The organism is Dyella sp. 01L423, from assembly GCF_056399945.1.
Window position 1 is genome coordinate 394,032 of the sequence record NZ_JBFTSI010000002.1, and the last position, 21,245, is coordinate 415,276.

21 protein-coding genes are annotated in these 21,245 nt (G+C 64.2%); 11 read left to right on the forward strand and 10 right to left on the reverse strand.

Annotated elements, in window-relative coordinates; genetic code table 11:
• The first annotated feature begins 81 nt into the window (after positions 1 to 81).
• Entirely contained in the window at positions 82 to 546 is a 465-nt protein-coding gene (locus AC1DMY_RS08420) for a response regulator (RefSeq protein WP_477164506.1), read from the forward strand.
• Here AC1DMY_RS08420 and ligD read toward each other — a convergent pair.
• Together ligD and AC1DMY_RS08430 are read right to left on the reverse strand one after the other, a co-directional pair.
• Entirely contained in the window at positions 543 to 1,445 is a 903-nt protein-coding gene (gene ligD / locus AC1DMY_RS08425; RefSeq protein ID WP_477164507.1) for a non-homologous end-joining DNA ligase, read from the reverse strand. The two genes, AC1DMY_RS08420 and ligD, sit on opposite strands and share 4 nt — an antisense overlap.
• A gap of 23 nt (positions 1,446 to 1,468) precedes the next feature.
• On the reverse strand, positions 1,469 to 1,705 hold the full coding sequence (locus AC1DMY_RS08430) for a hypothetical protein (protein ID WP_477164508.1): 237 nt from the start codon (positions 1,703 to 1,705) through the stop codon (positions 1,469 to 1,471).
• Between the two features lie 331 nt (positions 1,706 to 2,036).
• On the opposite strand from AC1DMY_RS08430, the gene AC1DMY_RS08435 reads away from it, so the two are divergent.
• Positions 2,037 to 2,273, forward strand: coding sequence for a hypothetical protein (locus tag AC1DMY_RS08435; protein WP_477164509.1), 237 nt, complete (start codon positions 2,037 to 2,039; stop codon positions 2,271 to 2,273).
• 115 nt (positions 2,274 to 2,388) lie between these two features.
• Positions 2,389 to 4,065, forward strand: a complete 1,677-nt coding sequence (locus tag AC1DMY_RS08440) for an amidohydrolase (RefSeq protein WP_477164510.1) — start codon at positions 2,389 to 2,391, stop codon at positions 4,063 to 4,065.
• Positions 4,066 to 4,105: 40 nt separating this feature from the next.
• Here the strand turns inward: AC1DMY_RS08440 and AC1DMY_RS08445 are convergent, their stop codons facing one another.
• Positions 4,106 to 4,690: an FMN-dependent NADH-azoreductase gene (locus AC1DMY_RS08445; protein ID WP_477164511.1), complete on the reverse strand. Its 585-nt coding sequence runs from the start codon at positions 4,688 to 4,690 to the stop codon at positions 4,106 to 4,108.
• Between the two features lie 115 nt (positions 4,691 to 4,805).
• Here AC1DMY_RS08445 and AC1DMY_RS08450 point away from each other — a divergent pair, with 115 nt between their 5' ends.
• The 3 genes from AC1DMY_RS08450 to AC1DMY_RS08460 are packed head-to-tail and all read left to right on the forward strand — an operon-like array spanning position 4,806 to position 7,756.
• Positions 4,806 to 5,759: a LysR substrate-binding domain-containing protein gene (locus AC1DMY_RS08450; protein ID WP_477164512.1), complete on the forward strand. Its 954-nt coding sequence runs from the start codon at positions 4,806 to 4,808 to the stop codon at positions 5,757 to 5,759.
• A 60-nt stretch (positions 5,760 to 5,819) separates the two neighbouring features.
• Positions 5,820 to 6,965, forward strand: coding sequence for a pyridoxal phosphate-dependent aminotransferase (locus tag AC1DMY_RS08455; RefSeq protein ID WP_477164513.1), 1,146 nt, complete (start codon positions 5,820 to 5,822; stop codon positions 6,963 to 6,965).
• Positions 6,953 to 7,756, forward strand: a complete 804-nt coding sequence (locus AC1DMY_RS08460) for an amidohydrolase (RefSeq protein ID WP_477164514.1) — start codon at positions 6,953 to 6,955, stop codon at positions 7,754 to 7,756. The genes AC1DMY_RS08455 and AC1DMY_RS08460 overlap by 13 nt, the downstream gene beginning before the upstream one ends.
• Positions 7,757 to 7,771: 15 nt before the next feature.
• On the opposite strand, the gene AC1DMY_RS08465 is transcribed toward AC1DMY_RS08460, so the two are convergent.
• Positions 7,772 to 9,100, reverse strand: a complete 1,329-nt coding sequence (locus tag AC1DMY_RS08465; protein ID WP_477164515.1) for a retropepsin-like aspartic protease family protein — start codon at positions 9,098 to 9,100, stop codon at positions 7,772 to 7,774.
• A gap of 119 nt (positions 9,101 to 9,219) precedes the next feature.
• Between AC1DMY_RS08465 and AC1DMY_RS08470 the strand changes: the two genes are divergently transcribed.
• Positions 9,220 to 9,666 carry a hypothetical protein gene (locus AC1DMY_RS08470; RefSeq protein WP_477164516.1) on the forward strand — a complete coding sequence of 149 codons (447 nt, stop codon included), beginning with the start codon at positions 9,220 to 9,222 and terminating at the stop codon, positions 9,664 to 9,666.
• Between the two features lie 7 nt (positions 9,667 to 9,673).
• Positions 9,674 to 9,889 (forward strand): helix-turn-helix domain-containing protein, encoded by a 216-nt coding sequence (locus AC1DMY_RS08475; RefSeq protein WP_121880725.1) that lies wholly within the window; start codon positions 9,674 to 9,676, stop codon positions 9,887 to 9,889.
• A 36-nt stretch (positions 9,890 to 9,925) separates the two neighbouring features.
• On the opposite strand, the gene arsC is transcribed toward AC1DMY_RS08475, so the two are convergent.
• Genes arsC through AC1DMY_RS08495 form a run of 4 tightly spaced genes read right to left on the reverse strand, consistent with a single transcriptional unit; the run spans position 9,926 to position 13,669 of the window.
• Positions 9,926 to 10,273, reverse strand: coding sequence for an arsenate reductase (glutaredoxin) (arsC, locus tag AC1DMY_RS08480; protein ID WP_477164517.1), 348 nt, complete (start codon positions 10,271 to 10,273; stop codon positions 9,926 to 9,928).
• A gap of 14 nt (positions 10,274 to 10,287) precedes the next feature.
• Positions 10,288 to 11,826 carry a pseudouridine synthase gene (locus AC1DMY_RS08485; RefSeq protein WP_477164518.1) on the reverse strand — a complete coding sequence of 513 codons (1,539 nt, stop codon included), beginning with the start codon at positions 11,824 to 11,826 and terminating at the stop codon, positions 10,288 to 10,290.
• Entirely contained in the window at positions 11,823 to 12,707 is an 885-nt protein-coding gene (scpB, locus tag AC1DMY_RS08490) for an SMC-Scp complex subunit ScpB (RefSeq protein WP_477164519.1), read from the reverse strand. The genes AC1DMY_RS08485 and scpB overlap by 4 nt, the downstream gene beginning before the upstream one ends.
• A 50-nt stretch (positions 12,708 to 12,757) precedes the next feature.
• Complete coding sequence (locus tag AC1DMY_RS08495; RefSeq protein WP_441602409.1) at positions 12,758 to 13,669, reverse strand: segregation and condensation protein A; 912 nt, start codon at positions 13,667 to 13,669, stop codon at positions 12,758 to 12,760.
• 466 nt (positions 13,670 to 14,135) lie between these two features.
• On the opposite strand from AC1DMY_RS08495, the gene AC1DMY_RS08500 reads away from it, so the two are divergent.
• Complete coding sequence (locus tag AC1DMY_RS08500; RefSeq protein WP_477164520.1) at positions 14,136 to 15,311, forward strand: DNA polymerase IV; 1,176 nt, start codon at positions 14,136 to 14,138, stop codon at positions 15,309 to 15,311.
• Positions 15,312 to 15,407: 96 nt separating this feature from the next.
• The gene (locus AC1DMY_RS08505) at positions 15,408 to 15,776 is read left to right on the forward strand and encodes a PilZ domain-containing protein (RefSeq protein ID WP_477164521.1); all 369 of its coding nucleotides are present in this window, start codon (positions 15,408 to 15,410) and stop codon (positions 15,774 to 15,776) included.
• A gap of 219 nt (positions 15,777 to 15,995) precedes the next feature.
• On the opposite strand, the gene AC1DMY_RS08510 is transcribed toward AC1DMY_RS08505, so the two are convergent.
• Positions 15,996 to 17,675: a long-chain-fatty-acid--CoA ligase gene (locus tag AC1DMY_RS08510; RefSeq protein ID WP_477164522.1), complete on the reverse strand. Its 1,680-nt coding sequence runs from the start codon at positions 17,673 to 17,675 to the stop codon at positions 15,996 to 15,998.
• A 118-nt stretch (positions 17,676 to 17,793) separates the two neighbouring features.
• On the opposite strand from AC1DMY_RS08510, the gene AC1DMY_RS08515 reads away from it, so the two are divergent.
• Positions 17,794 to 18,240 carry a nuclear transport factor 2 family protein gene (locus AC1DMY_RS08515; RefSeq protein ID WP_477164523.1) on the forward strand — a complete coding sequence of 149 codons (447 nt, stop codon included), beginning with the start codon at positions 17,794 to 17,796 and terminating at the stop codon, positions 18,238 to 18,240.
• Between the two features lie 138 nt (positions 18,241 to 18,378).
• On the opposite strand, the gene acnA is transcribed toward AC1DMY_RS08515, so the two are convergent.
• A complete protein-coding gene (gene acnA / locus AC1DMY_RS08520; RefSeq protein ID WP_477164524.1) occupies positions 18,379 to 21,129 on the reverse strand; it encodes an aconitate hydratase AcnA in 2,751 nt (916 codons plus the stop codon).
• Between the last annotated feature and the right edge of the window lie 116 nt (positions 21,130 to 21,245).

Below are 21,245 nucleotides of genomic sequence, written 5' to 3' on the forward strand. Positions count from 1 at the left end.
TGGCTTCGGTAGATTTACTTAGCATTGATCGGTTCGATTTCGGTGGCGCAGGTTGGTGCATTGGACGATGCTCAAGATGAGATGCGCGCTCCGACTGAAAGCAGCGACAAAGGGCGATCCAGCCTGGTGCTGGCCGAGGATCACTTGCCCATCGCTGAGCAGCTGCGCGAACTCTTGAGTGAGGAGTTTGACGTGCTCGCCGTGGTTGCGCATGGCGAGGCGCTGGTGAAGGCTGTCAGGCGCCTGCAGCCGGACGTGGTAGTGACCGATATCAGCATGCCCGGCATGGACGGGATGCAGGCGGCTCGCGAACTGCTCGTCGACCGTCCCGACTTGCCGATCATTTTCATCACGGTGCACGACGACGCTACGCTCGCGCGTGCCGCGTTGTCGCTGGGCAAGGGTTACGTGCTGAAGGCGTCGGCGGGAGAAGAGCTGATCGAAGCGCTCAACCAGGTGCTCAAGGGCGGCCACTTCCTTTCACCGGCATTGGGCCGGTTTGAAGTCTTGATGGAGCTGCCCGCGGCCTTCGGAAAAAAGCATTAGCCATCGTCAGCCGCGTAGGCGCGCATGCCCGTGCCGATATCCTGCCGCAGCGTAGCGAAGCCTTCCCATGGATCACCGCGAAGGCGCGCCAGGCGCTGCCTGGCAGAGCGGATATCGAACGCGCTTCCGCTGGTGCAGCGCCCCAGGTCTTGCCAGCGTAGCGGCATCGCGACGGGCGCACCGGGGCGCGCGCGCAGCGACAACGAAGCCACGCTGGTGGCGCCGCGGGTATTGCGCAGATAGTCGATGAAGATGCGTCCCTTGCGTTCGCTCTTGACCGATGTCGCGGTGAATGCGCCAGGACGCTCGTCGGCGAGCCGATGGGCAAACGCACTGCTGAACTTGCTGGCGTCTTCCCAGCGACACAACGCATGCAATGGCACCAGCACGTGCAAACCTTTGCCTCCCGTGGTTCGTACAAAACTCTTCAGCGACACCTTGGCCAGCCGGTCCCGCAGCCATCGCGCGGCTTCGATCACATCACGCCAGCTCACACCGCTGCCGGGATCGAGGTCGAACACGAGATAGTCCGGTTCCTCCAGCGCATCGGCTCGCGCCGCCCAAGGGTGGAATTCGATGGCACCGTATTGCACCAGTTCGATCACCGAACTGGCGTCGCTGGGGCAAAGATAATCGTCGAGTGCGCCGCTTTCCTCGCGCAGCCGTACGCTTTCCACCCGGCGAAGCCCCCGCATCGGGTGCTTCTGGAAAAAGCCCGGCTCCGCCAGGCCTTCGGGAAATCGGAATACGGAAGTCGGTCGGCCAGTCACGCCGGGTAGAAACCATGGCATCACTGCGTGGTAGTAATCGGCGATGTCCTGCTTGGTGATGTCGTCGTCGGGAAACACCACACGCTTGGGATGGGTGACCACGACGCCATTCAATTCGTTCGTTGCCATAAGCGACCTGCGCGAACCGCGCTTTATTCCGGCCGTGCGGCCAACATGGCCGTCAGCTGATCGGGTGTGACAGGCGGCAGGCCGCCGCGCAGTTCCATCATCTTGCGTTCGGTCTCGCGGATCTGCAGCTCGCCCACCGGATGCCTGCGCAGCTGTCCGCGCAAGAGTTCGTTTTCCAGCTCGAGCATGCGGTAGAGCTGCAACAGTTCGTCAAAAGCTCGATGCAGCGTCAGTTGGATCGTGGGTATGCCATCCGTCATCAGCAAGACTCCGTGATCGGGCCTTAGAAACTGACGATCAGGCAGTTAACGACGGGTGATAGATCGATGTGATTTCCGCCATCGGTGAGGTTGCAGATGGTGTGGCGTTCACGGATGGCAAGCGCATGTGTATCTGTGGTGAAACACTGCATGCCTGCGCCCCTATCCCAATCGTCGTAGTCGCATTCCTACGAAACATCAGGTGTCGTGCTGATAGGACGACCGGTGTAACAAAGGCATGCTCTTTTAGTCCGGAACGGACAAATCGTCGCGCACAATGCGTACACGATTAGTTGTGGCAAGCATCTCCTTTCCCCCACAGGGTTGCATCATGGTCACCTATTCGCTCAAGCAGTCCCCGGACGGTTCGTGGTGTGTGTGCCGTCTTGGTTTTTCGCTGTTCAGTGATCTGCGGCTTGGCAGTGCCATCAAACTCGCCCGGGAAGTCGCCCGCGATGAACATCTGCGTTCGGGTCGTTCGGTCTGCGTGGAAATGCCGGGCACCGACGCCTCGATCCGCCTGGCTCAGTACGCCAGCGTGGCGGCGGTGCTGGAACAGGCCGCGTAAGTCCTCTGTATCCGGGGCGTAGGGGGCGCCCTGGGTATGCTCATGTTGCATGGCCGCTTGTGTGGCGGGGCCGGGCTGGGCAAAGTCGCGGCATTCTTCCACCCGGGACGACTCCATGCGCTTGTCGCTTCGTTATGGCTCGATCGCTGTACTGGCGCTCGCCGCGCTGCCTCTTCAGGCGACCACGCTGCTGGTCAATGCCCACATCCATACGATGGATCCCTCACGACCGGAAGCCACAGCGCTGGCCTGGGGCGACGATGGGCGCCTGCTTGCTGTCGGCGATACCGCTGACGTCAAGAAACAGTACCCTGACGGCAAGATCGAGGACGCCAAAGGCGCCACTGTCATCCCCGGTTTGATCGACGCCCATGGCCACATGCTCGGCCTGGGCATGACCCATATCCAAGTGGATCTGGTCGGCAGCACCTCGCGCGCGGAAGTGGTTTCGCGGCTCAAGGCGGCCGCCGCCAAACTGCCGCCGGGCACGTGGCTGATCGGTCGCGGCTGGGACCAGAACCGCTGGGCGGACAAACATTTTCCCAACGCTGCGGATCTGGACGCAGCGTTCCCCGATCGCCCGGTATACCTCGAGCGCGTGGATGGTCATGCGTCCTGGGCCAACACGGCTGCGATGAAGCACGCGACCAAATCGCTGGATGGCGACTGGCAGCCTGAGGGAGGACGCATCGAGCGAGTCGGCAAAAAGGCAACCGGCGTGCTGGTGGACGGCGCCCAGGCCTTGGTTGGCCAGGCCGTTCCGCCGCCGACCCACGAGCAGACGCGCGATGCCTACAAGGCCGCATTTGCGGATGCGGTCGCGGCCGGTCTGACCGGCGTGCACGATCCGGGCGTGAGCCTGGAGGATTTCAAGGTCCTGCAGGAGATGGCGGCAGCTGGCGAGATACCGCTGCGCCTTTACGAAATGGCCGACGGCAATCACCAGGCGCTCGATTGGCTGTGCGGCCAGGGCGGACGTTGGGCGGACGCGAACGGTCGCCTGCAGATGCGCACCGTCAAGCTCTACATGGATGGCGCGCTGGGCAGTCGCGGCGCGGCACTGCTGGCCGACTACAACGACGACCATGGCAACAAGGGCATCTTCGTCACCTCGCCCGAGGCCTATCGCAGCGCGGTGGAAAAGGCGTATCGCTGCCACGTGCAGGTCGCCACGCATGCCATCGGCGATCGCGGCAACCGCAACGTACTCGATACCTATCAGGCCGTGCTGGGCGAGCACGCCGACAGCGATCATCGCTGGCGCGTGGAGCACGCGCAGATCGTCGCGCTCGACGACATCCCGCGCTTCGCGAGCTTGCATCTGATCGCCTCGATGCAGCCCACCCACGCCACTTCCGACATGCCCTGGGCCGAACAGCGTCTCGGTCCCGAGCGCCTGAAGGGCGCCTACGCGTGGCAGCGCTTCATCCAGGAAAAAGTGCCGCTGGCGTTCGGTTCGGATTTCCCGGTGGAGCAGGTCAATCCGATGCTAGGCCTATATGCCGCCGTAACGCGGCAAGATCTCAATGGACAGCCGCCGGGCGGCTGGTTGCCGGATCAGCGGGTGAGCCGCATCCAGGCGCTGGCGGGTTTCACGCGCGGCGCGGCGTATGCGTCCTTCATGGAGGACCAGGTTGGGGCCTTGAAGCCAGGCATGCGTGCCGACTTCGTGGTGCTCAGCGGCGACCTGCTCACCGTGTCGCCGCGCCAGATCGCCGACTTGAAGCCGCTCAGCACCTGGGTGGACGGCAAGGCGGTTTACCGCGCTGAAAAGACAAACGCCGCACCCTGAGGGCGCGGCGTCTGCTGGGGACGGTGGTGCCGGTGTTGCTTTAAGCGGCCTTGCGGGTCGCCACGCTGATGGAAGCGTGAGCGGTCTTCAGGGCTTCGACCTTGTGGTCTTCGCTGAAGTTGACGCCTTCGGCGCGGACGAACTCCAGGTCGGTGACGCCGAGGAAGCCGAACAGGGCGCGCAGATAAGTTTCCTGGAAGTCCATCGGCTGGGCGGCGCTGCCTTCGCTATAGATGCCGCCACGCGAGGAGGCGATGATCACGCGCTTGCCGCCGGCCAGGCCTTCCGGACCATTGGCGGTATAACGGAACGACTTGCCGGCCACGGCGATGCGGTCAATCCAGGCCTTGAGCTGGCTGGGGATCGTGAAGTTGTACATCGGCGCACCGATGACGACCACGTCGGCCGCCAGAAACTCTTCGATCATCTGGCTGCCCTGGACCACCACCGGATCGCTGGCGTCGGCGACTGCGGTCCAGTGAGCCAGCGGGTTGGCGACAAGATCGTGGTAGATAACTTCAGATGCGGGGTTGTTAGCGGTCAGTTCGGCCACAATGGCGGCGGTCAGACCGCGCGAAACGGAGTGGCTACCCAGGGCACTTGCGTCGAGATGCAGCAGTTTCATGGTATTTCCTCAGTTGACGGGCCGGGTCCGCCGGCGACAGAACTAAGGTATTCTTCGGACAATCAAGTGATAAGTCCGCTAAACTTGAACGTATTGTTCTAATAAGGAAACAGCGATGACGGTCCTGGATGGCGCCCTTCAAGATCTCAACGATCTGTATTTCTTTGCTGCCGTGGTCGAACACGGCGGCTTTTCCTCGGCCGGGCGTGCCCTGGGCATCCCCAAGTCCCGCCTGAGCAAGCGAATTGCCCAACTGGAAGAGCGCCTGGGCGTGCGCCTGCTGCAGCGAACCACCCGTCGCTTCGTGGTGACGGAAGTCGGTGAGCGCTTCTACGGTCACTGTCGCGCCGTGCTTGAAGAGGCGAGAGCCGCGCAGGAGGCCGTGGAAGAGGTGCGCTCCGAGCCGCGTGGCGTAGTGCGCGTCAGTTGCCCGGTTTCGCTGGTGCAGACCGTGGTGGGCCACATGCTGCCGGAGTTTCTCGCCCAGCATCCCAAGATGCAGGTGCGCCTGCATGCCACCGATCGGCGCGTCGACGTGATTGGCGAGGGCTTTGACATCGCCATCCGCGTGCGCAGCAAGCTCGACACGGATGCGACCCTGGTGGTGCGCACGTTCGGCCAGTCCAAGGTGCTGCTGGTGGCCAGTCCGGACATGCTCAACCGTTATGGCCGCCCCAAGGAACCCGCCGATATATCGCAGCTGCCGGCACTCAGCAACCAGGAGCATGAAGGCGCGCAGGGCTGGGAGTTGCTCGACGCAGAGGGCGAGAAGATCGTGGTCGACATCCAGCCCCGGCTGATTTGCGGCGACTTCAACGCCTTGCTGCAGAGCTGCAAGAGCGGTGTCGGCGTGACGCTGCTGCCTGAGTTCGTGTGCGGCCCGGCCATTGAGCGCGGCGAACTGGAAGTAGTGCTACCCGAATGGAGCGTGCCGCAAGGCACCATGCACTTCGTCTATCCGAGCCGGCGCGGCCTGTTGCCAGGCGTGCGCGCGTTCGTGGATTTTCTTGCGGAACGACTGCCCGATTCCGTACGCGAAAACCACGCCCAGTGCAGGAAATACGTCTGACGCGGGTACGAAACAAGCCTCGTGTTAGCATCACCATTTAGCCTTCCAGACATCCGGATCATGCAGATCGAAACCAAGCTTCCCAAAGTTGGCACCACCATCTTCACCGTCATGAGCCAGCTGGCTGTCGAGCACAAGGCCGTGAACCTGGGGCAGGGCTTTCCGGACTTCGAGCCGCCGCAGCCGCTGCGCGATGCGATCACGCGCGCGATGGCCGAAGGCCGCAACCAATATGCGCCGGGCATCGGCCTGCAGCCGTTGCGCGAGCAGATCGCGCTGAAGACAGAGCGCCTGTACGGTCACAAGCTCGATCCCAATACCGAGATCACGGTGACCTCGGGTGCGACCGAAGCGCTGTTTGCCGCCATCGCTGCTGTGGTGCGTGCGGGCGACGAAGTGATCGTGTTCGATCCGGCCTACGACAGTTACGAGCCGGCCATCGAACTGCAGGGCGCCCGCGCCGTACACATCCCGCTGCAGGCGCCGAGCTTCAGCATCGACTGGCAGCGCGTGCGTGATGCGATCACGCCCAAGACGCGCATGATCCTGATCAACAGCCCGCACAACCCAACCGGCGCGGTGCTGTCCTCGGCCGATCTGGACGAGTTGGCCGCGATCGTGCGCGACACCGAGATCGTGGTGTTGTCCGATGAGGTGTACGAGCACATCGTCTATGACGGCGCCCAGCACGAGAGTGTGCTGCGTCATCCCGAGCTTGCCGCGCGCAGCTTCGTGGTGTCCTCGTTCGGCAAGACCTACCATTGCACCGGCTGGAAGCTCGGCTACGCGGTTGCGCCCAGGGCGCTCTCGGCGGAATTCCGCAAGGTGCATCAGTACCTCACGTTCTGCACGTTTCATCCGGCGCAGGTTGCGTTTGCCGAGTTCATGGCGAGCACGCCCGAGCACTACCTCGAGTTGCCCGCGTTCTACCAGGTCAAGCGCGATCGCTTCCGCGAGCTGATCAAGCCCTCGCGCTTCAAGCTGCTCGACGTGCCCGGCGGTTATTTCCTGTTGGTCGACTATTCCGCCATCAGCAACAAGGACGATGTCTCGTTCTGCGAGTGGATGGTGAAAGAAGGCGGCGTGGCAGCGATTCCGCTCACGCCGTTCTACGACAAGGCACCGGGCACGCACTACCTGCGCCTGTGCTTCGCCAAGAGCGATGCCACCATGGAAGCCGCGGCGGAGCGTCTATGCAAACTCTGAAGGTCAGCCTGATCCAGGGCGCCACGCGCTGGCACGACGCACCAGCCAACCGCGAGTACTACGGCGAGCTGGTGCGCCGCGTCGCCGGGCAGACCGACCTGGTGGTGTTGCCGGAGACCTTTCTTTCCGGCTTCAGCAACGACACGCGTGCCAGCGCCGATACCATGGACGGCGAAGGTGTGGCGTGGATGCGTGCGCTTGCGCAGGAAGTGGGCGCGGTGCTGTGCGGCAGCCTGGCCATTCGCGAGAACGACACGGTCTACAACCGCCTGATCTGGGCGCGCCCGGACGGCAGCTTCGAGCAATACGACAAGCGCCATCTGTTCCGCATGGCGGGCGAGCACACGCGCTACGGCGGCGGCACCGAGCGACTCATCGTCGAGCTGAAGGGCTGGCGCATTCTTCCGCAGGTTTGCTACGACTTGCGCTTCCCGGTATGGCTGCGCAATGGCCGCCGCGAGGAAGCCACCGGCGGCATGGATTACGACCTTGCGATCTTCGTGGCCAACTGGCCGGCGCCGCGTCGCCAGCCCTGGCGCACGCTGCTGCGCGCGCGCGCCATCGAAAACCTGAGCTATGTGATCGGTCTCAACCGCGTGGGCGTCGACGGCAACGATCATCCGTATGCCGGCGATAGTGCCGTGCTTGATCCCATCGGCGAGCCACTGATCGAACTCGGCCCGCAGGAGCAGGTCGTGACGGTAACCATCGATCCCGCCCCGCTGCTCGCGCATCGCGAGCGCTTTCCGGCGTGGATGGATGCCGATAACTTTACGCTCAATCCGGGTTGATCGACGTGCGCGCGATTATTTCGCGCGCACCTTGGCGGTCGCCTGAGGCAAGGGCTTGCCCACCTCGAATTGCATGCGTTGAAAATCGATCGTCCAGTGATCGAACGACTGCAGGATGTCGCCACCCAGCACGTTCGGCTCCTTGACGTTGCCGGCGTCGCTAAGCGAGATCGTCATCGCTGCAAGGATGCTCTGCTGATCGCCAATGCGCACGCGAACCTGCGGCCACCTCGCCGACTGGCGAACGCGTGCACCGCCTGCGCCCGCGACGTGCTCCTGTTTCGACTTCAATCCTTTCACTATGCCTGGGTGTTCCGCGGCGAAGTGCGACGAGAGCGAAGAAAACGCGCCGCCGCTGTCCAGGTGCATCGCTACCGGTAGATCGTTGAGCATTACTTCGACATAAAGATCGCTGCCGGCCATGCGCAAGTTGCTTTCGCCGGGTTTGGCAGCGTCGCTGCGCGAAGGCAATAGCTTGCCGTCGGCGGTGAACTCCAGTCGCTGCAACTGGCGCAGCACGGGGAAACCGAGGATCGCGTCGATCTGATAGCCGCCAGGCACCGGCATCTTCAGCTGATCGTCGTCGAGCACCAGAAACGCCACATGGCTCAAGGAGATCCCGGCAAATTGCAGGTGATCGGCGATGCCCACGCGGGTCGCCACTGCCTGGCGACTGGCGCTGCCCACGCTCGCGGCGCCATCGAGCAGGCGCAAGCCAAGTTTGTGTGCGGTGGATAGCGATACGACGGAGAGATTGGCACCCGTATCCAGCACCACTTCCTGGGGCTTGCCGTTGATCGAAGCCTGCGAGCGGGGCAGGCCGACCTTGTCGCGTTTCACCGTTTCGGGTTTGGGCGCATAAACGTCCACACGCTGCGCCGTGGCCTGGGCAAGTTGGTCGGCCAGCACCGCCATTTGCAGCGCGGCGGCGCGGTCCTCGGCAGTGGCGCCTTGTGCGGCAAGCGCCTGCTCCCACGCGTGCGCCGCCTCGGCCGCCTTGCGGTAGTCGCCGTCGGCAAAGCTGACATCGGCGGCGATGGGCCAGGCCAGCGCGCGTTGCGCTGGCGTGCGATGGCCGTCGGCGAGATAGCGCTTGACCAACTGGTCCGCCTCGGCGGCATCCAGTCGCGCTGCGGCCAGTCGCGCCCTGGCGAGGGCCGCCAGCCCCGGATCCTCGATGCGGGGAAGCACGTTCGCCAGATGAAAGACCTCGCCATCGGCGGCATCCACCAGGGCGCTTTCGGCCTGTGGGCTGGACAGCGCCACGCTGTCGGCCAGGGCCGGGAAGGCGATTGCGGCCAACAAGACATAGGGATGGAGCCAGACCAGCGGCAGAGCTTTCATGATATGGTGCCCGTATGACGAATAAAAATTATCGTAATACAGAAAGAAATGATTATCCAACAGCACGACGCATCGTTCGGGGCGCGCGTGCGCTGGCGATCGTCGCCTGGCTGAGCGCGTTGGCCTGTTTGCTGGTCACGGGACTTGGCATCTGGGCCGATGGCAGCGCGCCGGGCGCGACGGTCGCCGCCAGCTTGTCGACGGATGAGCTTCCGCGCGCATGGGCGGCGTGCATTGCCGCCGTGCTGGCGCTGGTGAGTTGCGGGGCGCTGGTGGAGTTGGCCCTTATGCTCGGTCGTGTGGTGCCGGACGCGCTGTTTTCCAGCGCGGCGACGAAACATTTCCGTCGTTTCGCTTGCCTGTTGATGGTGGCTGCGGCACTACGCGTGTTGCTGCCCGCATCCGCCACGTTGTGGTTGGCCTGGCACTCCGGCGCTGGCGCGGCCCGCCTGACCTTCAGCGGCGACGACCTGCTGTCGCTGTTGCCCGTGGCCGTATTCTTCTTCGTGGCGCGCCTGTTCGATGAGGCGGCGCGACTCGAAGACGACCAGCGTTCGATCGTGTGAGGTCCTGATGGCGATCGTGGTCCGACTCGATGTCATGCTGGCGATGCGCAAGGTGCGCTCGCGCGAACTCGCCGAGTTCGTCGGTATTACCGAATCCAATCTGTCTTTGCTCAAGTCCGGCCATGTGCGCGGCGTGCGTTTCGAAACGCTGAGCAAGATCTGCGAATTCCTCGAATGTCAGCCGGGCGACTTGCTGGCCTACGTGCCTGACGAAGAAGAGTAGGGCGACGCATCCCGCGCAAGGCGGGGATGCGTGCACTCAAAGAATGGACAGCACCGCTTCCGGCGGACGTCCCAGCGCGGCCTTGCCGTTGGACACCACGATGGGGCGTTCGATCAGCCGCGGATGACTCACCATTGCCGCGATCAGCGCGGTGTCGTCGAGCGAGGGATCGTCGAGGCCGAGTTCGCTGTACTCGGCCTCGTTGGTGCGCATCAGTTCGCGCGGCGTCATGCCGAGCATGTCGAGCAATTGCATCAGCTCGGTGCTGCTTGGCGGCGTGTCCAGGTAGTTCACCACGTCGCACACCACACCGCGCTGCTCAAGCAAGGCCAGCGTGGCACGCGACTTTGAGCAGCGGTTGTTGTGATAGATGCGCGCGTGCATGACGGACACTTCGCTCAGCGATTGCCGTGACGGTTGCCGCCGCGACCACCGCCGCCACCGCCACCACCGCCGCCGCCGTGCGGACGATTGCCACCGCCCTGCGGACGACCGCCGCCTTGCGGACGACCGGCGCCACCCTGCGGACGGTTGCCGCTACGGCCCTGCGGACGGCCGCCCTGGCCACCTTGGCCAGCCGCGCCGCCTTGACCGCCCTGGCCACCGTGACCGCCGGGACGACCGCCCGGACGACCACTCGGCTTGCCGCCGCGATTGCCACCGGCACCTGCGCCGCCGCCGAAGCCGCTGTACGGGCTGCCGCTACGGCCTTCCGCGCCACCGGCGCGATTGCCGAACGACGGCTTGCCGCCACCTGGACGACGATTGCCTGCGGCACCGCCACGAGCGCCGCCAGCAGCACCACCTTCACGCGACTCGCCGGCAAACCAGGTGCGCACCGACGGCAGCTCCTGGCCGGGGGCGACGCCGCGCTTGCCCTTGCGCATGCCGCCACCACCGCCGCCCGAGCGTTCCGGACGGGCGACGTTGCCGTTCACTTCGCGGCCCGGACGGCCACGCGGCTTGCCGCGGGTGGGTTCTTCGCGAATGCGGTCGTAGGCACGCAGTTCGCGTGCTTCGTCCTGGTAGCCCGCGCTGTACGAGCCGCTTGCGCCCTTGGGAACGTACTCGGTGACGTTGCGCGGCGCGCGGCGCTGATGCAGCACCGGGCTCAGCGTGAGCACCGGCTGCGGCGAGCCCAGACCGGTGGTCTTGCGCAGATCCTTGACGGCTTCTTCGCCCAGCGATTCGCAGTCGCCACGACGCAGGGTGCGCGGCAGTTCCACGCTGCCGTAGCGGATGCGCTTGAGGCGGCTGACCAGGAAGCCCTGGGAATCCCACAGGCGGCGCACTTCGCGGTTGCGGCCTTCGCGGATTACCACGCGGAACCAGCTGTGGCTGCCGCCGCGGCTGATCACGGCGATTTCGTCGAAGCGGGCCGGGCCGTCTTCCAGCTCCACGCCGGCCTTGAGCTTTTCGATCATCTCGTCGGGCACTTCGCCGTGCACGCGGCACAGGTATTCGCGCTCGAGGCCGCTCTTGGGATGCATCAGCGCGTTGGCCAGTTCGCCATCGGTGGTGAGCAGCAGCAGGCCGGTGGTGTTGATGTCCAGGCGACCCACGGCGACCCAGCGCGCACCCTTCAGGCGCGGCAGCTGTTCGAACACGGTGGGACGGCCCTCGGGATCTTCGCGGGTGGTCACCACGCCCTCGGGCTTGTGATAGACCAGCACCTCGGTTTCGTCGCGGTTGTCGGTGGCAACGACGAACTGCTTGCCGTCGAGCACGACGCGATCGCCGGCATGGACGCTGGCGCCGATGGTGGCGGGGGTGCCGTTGAGTTCGACTTCACCGGCCTGGATACGCTGCTCAAGCATGCGGCGCGAGCCGAGACCGGCGTTGGCGAGCACCTTGTGCAGGCGCTCCTCGATGGCGGGTGCGGCTTCGTCGCGCGGCGTGCGCTTAAGGGTCAAAACGGATTTCTGTGGCGCAGTCATGCGCGGTACTCCTCGGTATCTTGCGTGGCGTCGCCTTGCTCGGCGTCCGCGTGGGTCGCTGCCTCGTCGGCAGTGTCAACATGAGTCTCGGCGTGGGGTGCAGCGCCGGGTTCGGAGGAGGCGACATGCATCGCCTCGGGCATTTCGTGGCCGGGTTCGTCGACAGCGTCGGCGGCCTGGCTTTCTTCGTCTGCAGTGGCCGGGGCGTCGTGCCCGGCGGGTTCGGTGATGGAAACGTCGAGATCTTCTTCGCCGGCCACCACCAGGGTTTCGTTTTCTTCGTCCGGGTCGATCGGCAGGTCGCGCATCACGCGGACCGGCAGGGGCTCCGGCGCGATGCTCATCTGCGGGTCTTCCATGTCGCGGATTTCCGACAGCGGCGGCAGCTCATCCAGCGACTTCAAGTTGAAGTAGTCGAGGAAGGCGCGCGTGGTGCCGAACAGCGCCGGCTTGCCGGGCACGTCGCGGTAGCCCACCACGCGGATCCATTCGCGTTCTTCCATCGTCTTGATGATGTTGGACGACACCACCACGCCGCGGATCTGTTCGATCTCCGGACGGGTGATCGGCTGGCGATAGGCGATCAGCGCCAGGGTTTCCAGCAGGGCGCGGGAGTAGCGGCTGGGGCGCTCGGTCCATAGTCGCGAGATCCACGGATGCACCGACTGCTTCACCTGGTAGCGGAAGCCCGAGGCGACCTCTTGCAGCTCGACGCCGCGGTTGGCGCAATCGTCCGCCAGCGCTTCGAGGGTCTTGGCGATCTCTTCGCGGCCGACTTCGTCCTCTTCGCCGAACAGTTCCAGCAGTTGAGGCACGGTCATCGGCTGGGTGGATGCCAGCAGGGCCGCCTCGATGATGGGTTTGAGTTGCTCGATCTGCATGGCCTCGGATCGGATGCGGATGCTGCGGTGAATGGGGCGGGCTGCGCGGCTTATTCGGCCGCGGTGGCCGGCTCGTCATCGGCATAGCGTTCGGCGGCGGTTTCTTCCGCGCTGCCTGCTCTTGCCCTTACGTAAATCGGTGCCAGCGGTTCTTCCTGCACGATCTCCACCAGCATCTCCTTGGCCAGCTCCAGCATGGCCAGGAAGGTGACGACCACGCCCAGGCGGCCCTCGGTGACATCGAACAGCGTCTCGAAGCGCTGGAAGGTCTGGTCGGTCAAGCGGCCGAGCAGCTCACCCATGCGCTGTCGCACGCTGAGCGCTTCGCGCCGGATGGCGTGGTGGCCGAACAATTCGGCACGACGCATCACGTCCTTCAGCGCCAGCAGCATCTCCTTGAGGTCGAGCGGCGGCGGCAGCTTGACCACATTGCGCTCGCCCACGTCCGCGTGGGCCGGCGCCATGTCCCGCTCCATGCGGGGCAGGGCGTCGATATCCGCCGCCGCCCTTTTGAAGCGTTCGTACTCCTGCAGACGCCGGATCAATTCGGCGCGGGGATCTTCTTCCACGCCTTCTTCGGCCGGCGGCCGCGGCAGCAGCAGGCGCGATTTGATCTCGCCCAGGATGGCTGCCATCAACAAGTATTCGGCGGCCAGCTCCAGGCGCATCACATCGCGCATCATCTCGATGTAATCCATGTACTGCCGGGTGATCTCGGCGACCGGGATGTCGAGGATGTCCAGATTCTGGCGACGAATCAGGTACAGCAAAAGGTCGAGCGGCCCTTCGAACGATTCGAGGATCACCTCGAGCGCATCCGGCGGGATGTACAGGTCCTGCGGCATCTGCAACAGCGGTTCGCCGCGCACGATGGCCAGCGGCATTTCCTGCTGTTGAGGTACCGACGCAAACGCGTCCTGCGGTGCGGCGACCGCCTGAGGCTCGACTGGCTCAGTGCTCATCAATGCATGTCGTTGGGCCGTTCAAGACGGCTTGCTCTGCGTTCAATCACGTGAGGAAACGTTTATCCCACCGGCATTCGCCTGACGAATGTCCCGCCCGGACGTGGCCCGCAGGCGCGATCCGTTGAAGCTAACTTGCGCGATGCCTAGCCGGTGCGCATGGCGTCACCGTCGCGGTCATGCATGACGAAAGCGCGCGTCTGGCGTTTCGATCAGGCTGGCCGTGAGCGACCCTTGAGCGTTTTTAAGCGTGTTTGGGTCACGACAAAAAACGCGAGCCACAACGTGACGAAACCTGCGTCACTGGCTTCTCAATCGGTCGGCTGAGTGCATCGGGACGGGTGCCGTAGCGGTCGATCTCACCGATCGTGCGCGCACCCACTGACCCAAGCGAGACCAAGATTAGCCGCTGGCGACGGGCAAGTCCAGTACACGCGATGCTGCCGTATCGGCAGAATACAGGGACATGCTGCCCGAAGAACGCTCCATCATTCATGTCGACATGGACGCTTTCTACGCGTCCGTGGAGCAGCGCGACCGTCCGCAGCTGCGTGGGCACCCGGTGATCGTCGGCGGCCTGGGGCCGCGCGGGGTGGTCTCCACCTGCAGTTATGAAGCACGCCCCTTCGGTGTGCGTTCGGCCATGCCGATGGCGCAGGCGCGGCGGCTTTGCCCCGATGCGGTTTACCTGCCGCCCGATTTCGCGCGCTATGAAGAAGCCTCCGAGCAGGTCTTCAAGGTGTTCCACGAAGCCACGCCGCTGGTGGAGGGTCTCTCGCTGGATGAGGCGTTTCTGGACGTCACCGCCAGCCTGCGCCTGCTCGGCTCGGTCGAGACCATCGCTCGGCGCATCAAGCTCGCCATCCGCGAGCGCACCCAGCTGAATGCGTCGGTCGGCATGGGGCCCAATAAGCTGCTGGCGAAGCTGGCCAGCGAAATGTCCAAGCCCGATGGCTTCCGTCGCATCACCGCTGAGCACGCCGCCCGGGATTTGGCGCCGCTGCCGGTAGGCCGCCTATGGACGGTGGGCAAGGTGACCGAGCAGGCGTTGCACCGCCTGGGGATCCGGACCATAGGCGAATTGGCAGCAAGTGACACGGCGCGTCTGGCGAGTGCGCTAGGGCGTCAGGTGGATGCGTTGCAGGCACTGGCCCGCGGCGAGGACGACCGCGAGGTGGAGGCAGCGCAGGCCGAGCAGTCGATCGGCTCGGAACACACCTTTGATGTCGACCTGGCCGAGCTGGCAATGGCCGAGGCCTGGCTACTGCGCCATTGCGAGCGCATCGCCGCCCGAGCGCGCCAGCGCGGGCTGGAAGGGCGTACCGTCACCGTGAAACTGCGCGAGCCGCCGTTTGTCACGCATAGCCGACAGGCGCAGCTGCGCGTGCCCAGTGCTTCGGCGAGTGAGCTCTATGAGCTGGCACGAGGCTTGCTTAACGCCTGGTGGAAGGCGCAATCAAGGCCGCGCCTTCGCCTGTTGGGCGTGAGCCTGTCGGGTTTTGCGACGGAACGGCAGCAGGACATGTTCGACAGCGCACCCGAGCGGCGCGTCACCGACCAGGTGCAGGACAGGATCAATGCGCGGTTTGGGTCGGGAAGCCTGGTCCGCGCAGGCGTACTGAGAACGCAAGAGCAGGATTGAAGTTGAACGGAGACGCTCCACATCGACCGATGAGGGAGTGTTTCTTCAGGATGAAGCAGTCGACGCTGGCGCGTCTGACGGGGGAGCAAGGGCAACATGAGCAAAGCGGAAGACAATGTCAGGAACGGCTCCGATCCGGAGCAGCTGCGTCCGGCGCGCATGCGGATCGAGACCACGGTGCTGATGAGCCGGGCCGACGAATCGCACTCGACCGAACTGGTGGACATTTCCGCGACCGGCGTGCTGCTGCGCCGCCCCCTGGGCTGGCAGGGCGAGCACGGCCAGAGCTGGATCCTCGACATGATCTTTGGCCACGACCTGCACATCCATCTGGAAGCGCAAGTGGCCCGTATTTCCGATCGCCACCTGGGTTTTGCCTATACCCGTATCCCGGAAGACAAGCAGGTGCCGCTGTGGAATCTGCTGGGTGGGTATGCGGATATTCTGGAGTTGTGGAAGGACTGAGGGCTGAGGTGGATGTTGAGGCGAAGACCGAGCCTCGCATCTACTGGATTACCAGCTTCGCTGTTGTGGAGCGCTTCCGGCCTGCGCCGGAATGACGAGCTAGAGCTCGTCGTCCCGGCGCAGGCCGGGACCCAGAGACTCAGTACACGCTTATCGCCTCGGTTTCCACAAAAAAAAGCCCGCTTTCGCGGGCTTTTTCATATCAACCGAATCGGACCATCAGGCCGCCGACTTCTTCTCATCCCGCAACTCGCGCCGCAGAATCTTGCCCACATTGCTCTTGGGCAACGAATCGCGGAACTCGATCAGCTTCGGGCGTTTGTAGCCGGTGAGGTTGTCGTGGCAGAACTTCTTCAGTTCTTCGACGGTGAGGTTCGGGTCCTTGCGCACCACGAACAGTTTCACCACCTCACCCGAATGTTCGTCCGGCACGCCGACCGCAGCCACTTCGGCCACGCCCGGATGCTGCATTACCACGTCTTCGACTTCGTTGGGATACACGTTGAAGCCGGACACCAGGATCATGTCCTTCTTGCGGTCCACGATGTAGACGTAACCGGTGGCGTCCATGCGCGCGATGTCGCCGGTATGCAACCAGCCATCGGAGCCTAGCACCTTGGCCGTTTCGTCGGGGCGCTGCCAGTAGCCCTTCATCACCTGCGGGCCGCGCACCATCAGTTCGCCCACTTCACCGATCGCCAGCGGCTGGTTGTCTTCGGACCAGATCGCCACGTCGGTGGAGGGGATCGGCAGGCCGATCGAGCCGTTGTAATCCTTGAGGTCCAACGGGTTGATGCAGGCGGCGGGCGAGGTTTCGGTCAGGCCGTATGCTTCGGCCAGCGTGCAGCCGGTGACTTTCTTCCAGCGCTCGGCGACCGCGCGCTGCACGGCCATGCCGCCGCCCAGCGACAGGTGCAGGCGCGAGAAATCCAGGTCGGCAAAACCCGGCGTGTTGAGCAGGCCGTTGAACAAGGTGTTGACGCCGGTGAGCGCGGTGAACTTGGACTTCTTCAGTTCCTTGACGAAACCCGGCATGTCGCGCGGGTTGGTGATCAACCAGTTCAGACCGCCCAGGCGCATGAACACCAGGCCGTTCGCCGTCAGCGAAAAGATGTGATACAGCGGCAGCGCCGTGATGATCACTTCCTCGCCCTGCTTGGCGTTGTTGCCGATCCACGCACCGGCCTGCAGCATGTTCGCGACCATGTTGCCGTGGCTGAGCATCGCGCCCTTGGCCACCCCGGTGGTGCCGCCGGTGTACTGCAGGAAGGCGATGTCTTCGTGATCCAGCTGCACCTTGGGCAGCGGATGCGGCGCGCCCTTGGACAAGGCGTCGGTGAAGCGCACGGCATGCGGCAACTGGAACGGCGGCACCATCTTCTTGACGTGCTTGAGCACGAAGTTGATCAGCGCGCCCTTGGCACCCAGCAGGTCGCCGATGCCGGTGGTGATGATGTGCTCGACGTGGGTTTCGCCCACGACCTGCTGCAGCGTCGCGGCAAAGTTGTCGAGCACCACGATGGCCTTGGCGCCGGCGTCTTCCAGCTGATGCTTGAGTTCGCGCGCGGTGTACATCGGGTTGGTGTTGACCACCACCAGGCCCGCGCGCAGCGCGCCGAACAGGGCGATGGGGTACTGCAACACGTTGGGCATCATGATGGCGATGCGATCGCCCTTGCTGAGCTTGAGCTCCCCGGTGAGGTAGCCGGCGAACTGGCGGCTCATCTCATCGATCTGACCGTAGCTCAGCGCCTTGCCGAAACTGGAGAAAGCAGGGCGATGACGGAAGCGTTCAAAGGCTTCTTCCACCACCGCGGCGAGCGACGCGTACTGGTTGATGTCGATCTGCGCGGGAACGCCTTCCGGGTAATGGGCCAGCCACGGACGCTCAATGCTCATGTTGGATCCAACGCTCCTGTATGTATCGGCCCGGCAGTGACGTAGGGCAAGATGATGACGCGGCATTGGAGCATACGCTTGCGTATAGCGGCAAGCCGCGCCGCAGCGAGAATCGGGCATGCCTTCGATACAAAAACTACTTGTAAATCCGGTGTTTTGCGCGTTCCTCGCGATCGGCCTGGCGGCCTGCCATCGCACGCCCGACGAAAGTCGGGTGCGGCAGGGCATCGAAACCGCCGAACGAGCAGCCGAACAGGCCGATGCCTCGTCGCTGGACGCGTTGTTGAGCGAGGACTTCAGCGGCAACAACGGGGAGATGGAGCGCCGGCAAATCCTGGGGCTGCTGCGTGCCGCCAAGTTTCGCGGTGAGACGATCCATGCGTTGACCGGACCGATTGAGGTGGAGCTTCGCGGAGACCGCTATATCGCACGCTTCACCGTCACCCTGACCAGCGGCGGCAAGTTGCTGCCGGCGCAGATGGGTGTGTACCAGGTGGAGACGGCGTGGCGGAAGGACGGAGGCGAGTGGCGTTGCTATTCGGCTACGTGGACAAGCAGCGGCTGATATCGCAGCGGACACCGGTGGGAGCGCACCCTGTGCGCGACGGCCACGCTGGGATGTATCGCTCCGTAGGTTTGTCGCGCACAGGGTGCGCTCCCACAGGAAGAAAACGCCGCCTCTTGGGCGGCGTTTTCCTTAAGGTCAGGCAGCCTTTTTACCAGCCAGCTGACGCAGCACATACTGCAGGATGCCGCCATGACGGAAGAACTCGCGCTCCTTCGGCGTGAGCAGCAACACCTTTACGGTGAACTCCTTCTTCTTGCCGTCCTGGCCCGTGGCGGTGACCTTGGCGGTCTTCGATTCGCCGCCGTTGAGGCCGGTGATGTCGAACGTCTCCTTGCCGGTCAGGCCCAGCGAGTGCGCGTTCTGGCCGTCTTCGAACTGCAGCGGCAGCACACCCATGCCCACCAGGTTGGAGCGATGGATGCGTTCGAAGCTCTCGGCGATCACGGCCTTCACCCCCAGCAGAAGGGTGCCCTTGGCAGCCCAGTCACGCGACGAACCCGTGCCATATTCCTTGCCGGCAAGCACCACCAGGGGCGTCTTGTCCGCCTTGTACTTCATCGCCGCATCGTAGATCGCCAACTGCTCGCCGCTCGGCACGTAGAGCGTGTAGCCGCCTTCCACACCGTCGAGCATCAGGTTCTTGATGCGAATATTGGCGAAGGTGCCGCGCACCATCACGTCGTCATTGCCGCGACGCGAACCGTAGGAGTTGAAGTCCTTCGGCTCCACGCCCTTGGAGATCAGGAAGCGGCCCGCCGGGCTGTCCTTCTTGATCGAGCCGGCCGGGGAGATGTGGTCGGTGGTGATGGAATCGCCAAACAGGCCGAGCACGCGTGCGCCGTGCACGTCTTCGATCGAGCCCGGCTCCTTGCTCATGCCTTCGAAGTACGGCGGGTTCTTGATGTAGGTCGAGTCGTCCCACTTGTATACGTCGCCATCGGGCGACGCGATGTGGTTCCAGCGCGTGTCGCCCTTGAACACGTCGGCGTAGCTCTTCTCGAACATCTCTGGATTAAGGGCGCTGCCGACGATGTCGGAGATTTCCTGGTTGGTCGGCCAGATGTCCTTCAGGTACACCGGCTTGCCGTCGCTGCCCGTGCCCAGCGGCTCCTTGGTCAGGTCGATGTCGAGCGTGCCGGCCAGTGCGTAGGCGACCACCAGCGGCGGCGAGGCCAGGTAGTTCATCTTCACTTCCGGATGCACGCGACCTTCGAAGTTGCGGTTGCCCGACAGCACCGACGCCACCGCCAGATCGCCCTCGGCGATGCCCTTGCTGATTTCCACCGGCAGCGGACCGGAGTTGCCGATACAAGTCGTGCAGCCGTAACCCACGATGTAGAAGCCGACTTTTTCCAGCTCCTTCAGCAGGCCGGTCTTTTCCAGGTAATCGGTAACCACCTTGGAACCCGGGCCGATCGACGTCTTCACCCACGGCTGCGCCTTGAGACCCTTGGCGGCGGCCTTCTTCGCGACCAGGCCGGCGCCAAGCATCACGCTCGGGTTGGAGGTATTGGTGCACGAGGTGATCGCGGCGATCACGACCGCGCCATCGCCCAGCTTGAACGACTCGCCGTCCTTGTCGACGCGCACGCCGCTATCGGTGATGTCGTTGGCCGGATTGCCGATGGCCGCCGAGCCGCCTTCGGCAATGAAGGCCGACGTAGCTTCGTTGCGCGGCTTGCGGCTGGCAGTGAGCGGACCCACGGCGTCCTGGAAACTCTTCTGCACGCCTTCCAGCAGCACGCGATCCTGCGGACGCTTGGGACCGGCGAGCGAGGGCTTCACCTCGGCGAGGTTGAGTTCCAGCGTGGTGGTGAAGCGCGGCTCGATGGCGTTCTCGTCATGCCACATGCCCTGCGCCTTGGCGTAGGCCTCCACCAGGCGGATCTGATCCTCGCTGCGACCGGACAGACGCAGGTAATTGAGCGCTTCCTGATCGATCGGGAAGATGCCGCAGGTGGCGCCGTATTCCGGCGCCATATTGCCGATGGTCGCGCGGTCGGCCAGCGCAAGATGCTTGAGGCCGCTGCCGAAGAACTCCACGAACTTGCCCACCACGCCGAGCTTGCGCAGCATCTGCGTGACGGTGAGCACCAGGTCGGTCGCGGTCACACCCTCAGACAGCTTGCCGGTGAGCTTGAAGCCGACCACCTGGGGAATCAGCATCGATGAGGGCTGGCCCAGCATCGCCGCCTCGGCCTCGATGCCGCCCACGCCCCAGCCGAGCACGCCGATGCCGTTGATCATGGTGGTATGCGAGTCGGTGCCGAACACGGTGTCCGGATAAGCCCAGGCCTTGCCATCCTTGTCGGCCGTAAACACCACGCGGGCGAGGTGCTCCAGATTCACCTGATGCACGATGCCGGTGCGCGGCGGCACCACCTTGAAGTTGTCGAACGCCTTCTGGCCCCAGCGCAGGAAGGCATAGCGTTCCTGGTTGCGCTGGAATTCGATCTCGACGTTCTTCTCCAGCGCGGATTCCGAACCGTAGACGTCGACCTGCACGGAGTGGTCGATCACCAGTTCGGCCGGCGCCAGCGGGTTGATCTGCTTGGCGTCGCCGCCCAGCTTCACCACGGCGTCGCGCATCGCGGCCAGGTCGACCACGCAGGGCACGCCGGTAAAGTCCTGCAGCACCACGCGGGCGGGCATGAAGGCGATCTCGGTATCGGGTTCGGCCTTGGCATCCCAGTTGGCGATGGCCTCGATTTCCTTCGAGGTCACATTGACGCCGTCCTCGTGGCGCAACAGATTTTCCAGGAGGATCTTGAGCGAATAGGGCAGGGTCTTGAGGTCAAAGCGCTGGCCGAGCTTGGCTAGGCTAGCGAAGTTGTACTGGCTGCCGTTGACAGTGAGGGTGTCGCGGGTGGCGAATGAATCCAGCATGGGCTAACTCCTGTTGCGTGAGTCTGGCGAACGCGCGAACGCGTAGCTTGGGGATCCTAGGGCACGGGACGTGAGGGGAATTGCAAAGCCCCCTGAGCTCGTCATTCCAGCGAAAG

What these genes read in the sequence shown, in the direction of transcription:
- AC1DMY_RS08465 (WP_477164515.1), bottom strand. Translation starts at nt 9,100, where the DNA reads ATGAAAGCTCTGCCGCTGGTCTGGCTCCATCCCTATGTCTTGTTGGCC.
- arsC (WP_477164517.1), bottom strand. Translation starts at nt 10,273, where the DNA reads ATGCACGCGCGCATCTATCACAACAACCGCTGCTCAAAGTCGCGTGCC.
- AC1DMY_RS08505 (WP_477164521.1), top strand. Translation starts at nt 15,408, where the DNA reads ATGAGCAAAGCGGAAGACAATGTCAGGAACGGCTCCGATCCGGAGCAG.
- ligD (WP_477164507.1), bottom strand. Translation starts at nt 1,445, where the DNA reads ATGGCAACGAACGAATTGAATGGCGTCGTGGTCACCCATCCCAAGCGT.
- AC1DMY_RS08475 (WP_121880725.1), top strand. Translation starts at nt 9,674, where the DNA reads ATGGCGATCGTGGTCCGACTCGATGTCATGCTGGCGATGCGCAAGGTG.
- AC1DMY_RS08515 (WP_477164523.1), top strand. Translation starts at nt 17,794, where the DNA reads ATGCCTTCGATACAAAAACTACTTGTAAATCCGGTGTTTTGCGCGTTC.
- AC1DMY_RS08435 (WP_477164509.1), top strand. Translation starts at nt 2,037, where the DNA reads ATGGTCACCTATTCGCTCAAGCAGTCCCCGGACGGTTCGTGGTGTGTG.
- acnA (WP_477164524.1), bottom strand. Translation starts at nt 21,129, where the DNA reads ATGCTGGATTCATTCGCCACCCGCGACACCCTCACTGTCAACGGCAGC.
- AC1DMY_RS08420 (WP_477164506.1), top strand. Translation starts at nt 82, where the DNA reads ATGCGCGCTCCGACTGAAAGCAGCGACAAAGGGCGATCCAGCCTGGTG.
- AC1DMY_RS08445 (WP_477164511.1), bottom strand. Translation starts at nt 4,690, where the DNA reads ATGAAACTGCTGCATCTCGACGCAAGTGCCCTGGGTAGCCACTCCGTT.
- AC1DMY_RS08455 (WP_477164513.1), top strand. Translation starts at nt 5,820, where the DNA reads ATGCAGATCGAAACCAAGCTTCCCAAAGTTGGCACCACCATCTTCACC.
- AC1DMY_RS08440 (WP_477164510.1), top strand. Translation starts at nt 2,389, where the DNA reads ATGCGCTTGTCGCTTCGTTATGGCTCGATCGCTGTACTGGCGCTCGCC.
- AC1DMY_RS08500 (WP_477164520.1), top strand. Translation starts at nt 14,136, where the DNA reads ATGCTGCCCGAAGAACGCTCCATCATTCATGTCGACATGGACGCTTTC.
- AC1DMY_RS08495 (WP_441602409.1), bottom strand. Translation starts at nt 13,669, where the DNA reads ATGAGCACTGAGCCAGTCGAGCCTCAGGCGGTCGCCGCACCGCAGGAC.
- AC1DMY_RS08450 (WP_477164512.1), top strand. Translation starts at nt 4,806, where the DNA reads ATGACGGTCCTGGATGGCGCCCTTCAAGATCTCAACGATCTGTATTTC.
- AC1DMY_RS08430 (WP_477164508.1), bottom strand. Translation starts at nt 1,705, where the DNA reads ATGACGGATGGCATACCCACGATCCAACTGACGCTGCATCGAGCTTTT.
- scpB (WP_477164519.1), bottom strand. Translation starts at nt 12,707, where the DNA reads ATGCAGATCGAGCAACTCAAACCCATCATCGAGGCGGCCCTGCTGGCA.
- AC1DMY_RS08460 (WP_477164514.1), top strand. Translation starts at nt 6,953, where the DNA reads ATGCAAACTCTGAAGGTCAGCCTGATCCAGGGCGCCACGCGCTGGCAC.
- AC1DMY_RS08485 (WP_477164518.1), bottom strand. Translation starts at nt 11,826, where the DNA reads ATGACTGCGCCACAGAAATCCGTTTTGACCCTTAAGCGCACGCCGCGC.
- AC1DMY_RS08510 (WP_477164522.1), bottom strand. Translation starts at nt 17,675, where the DNA reads ATGAGCATTGAGCGTCCGTGGCTGGCCCATTACCCGGAAGGCGTTCCC.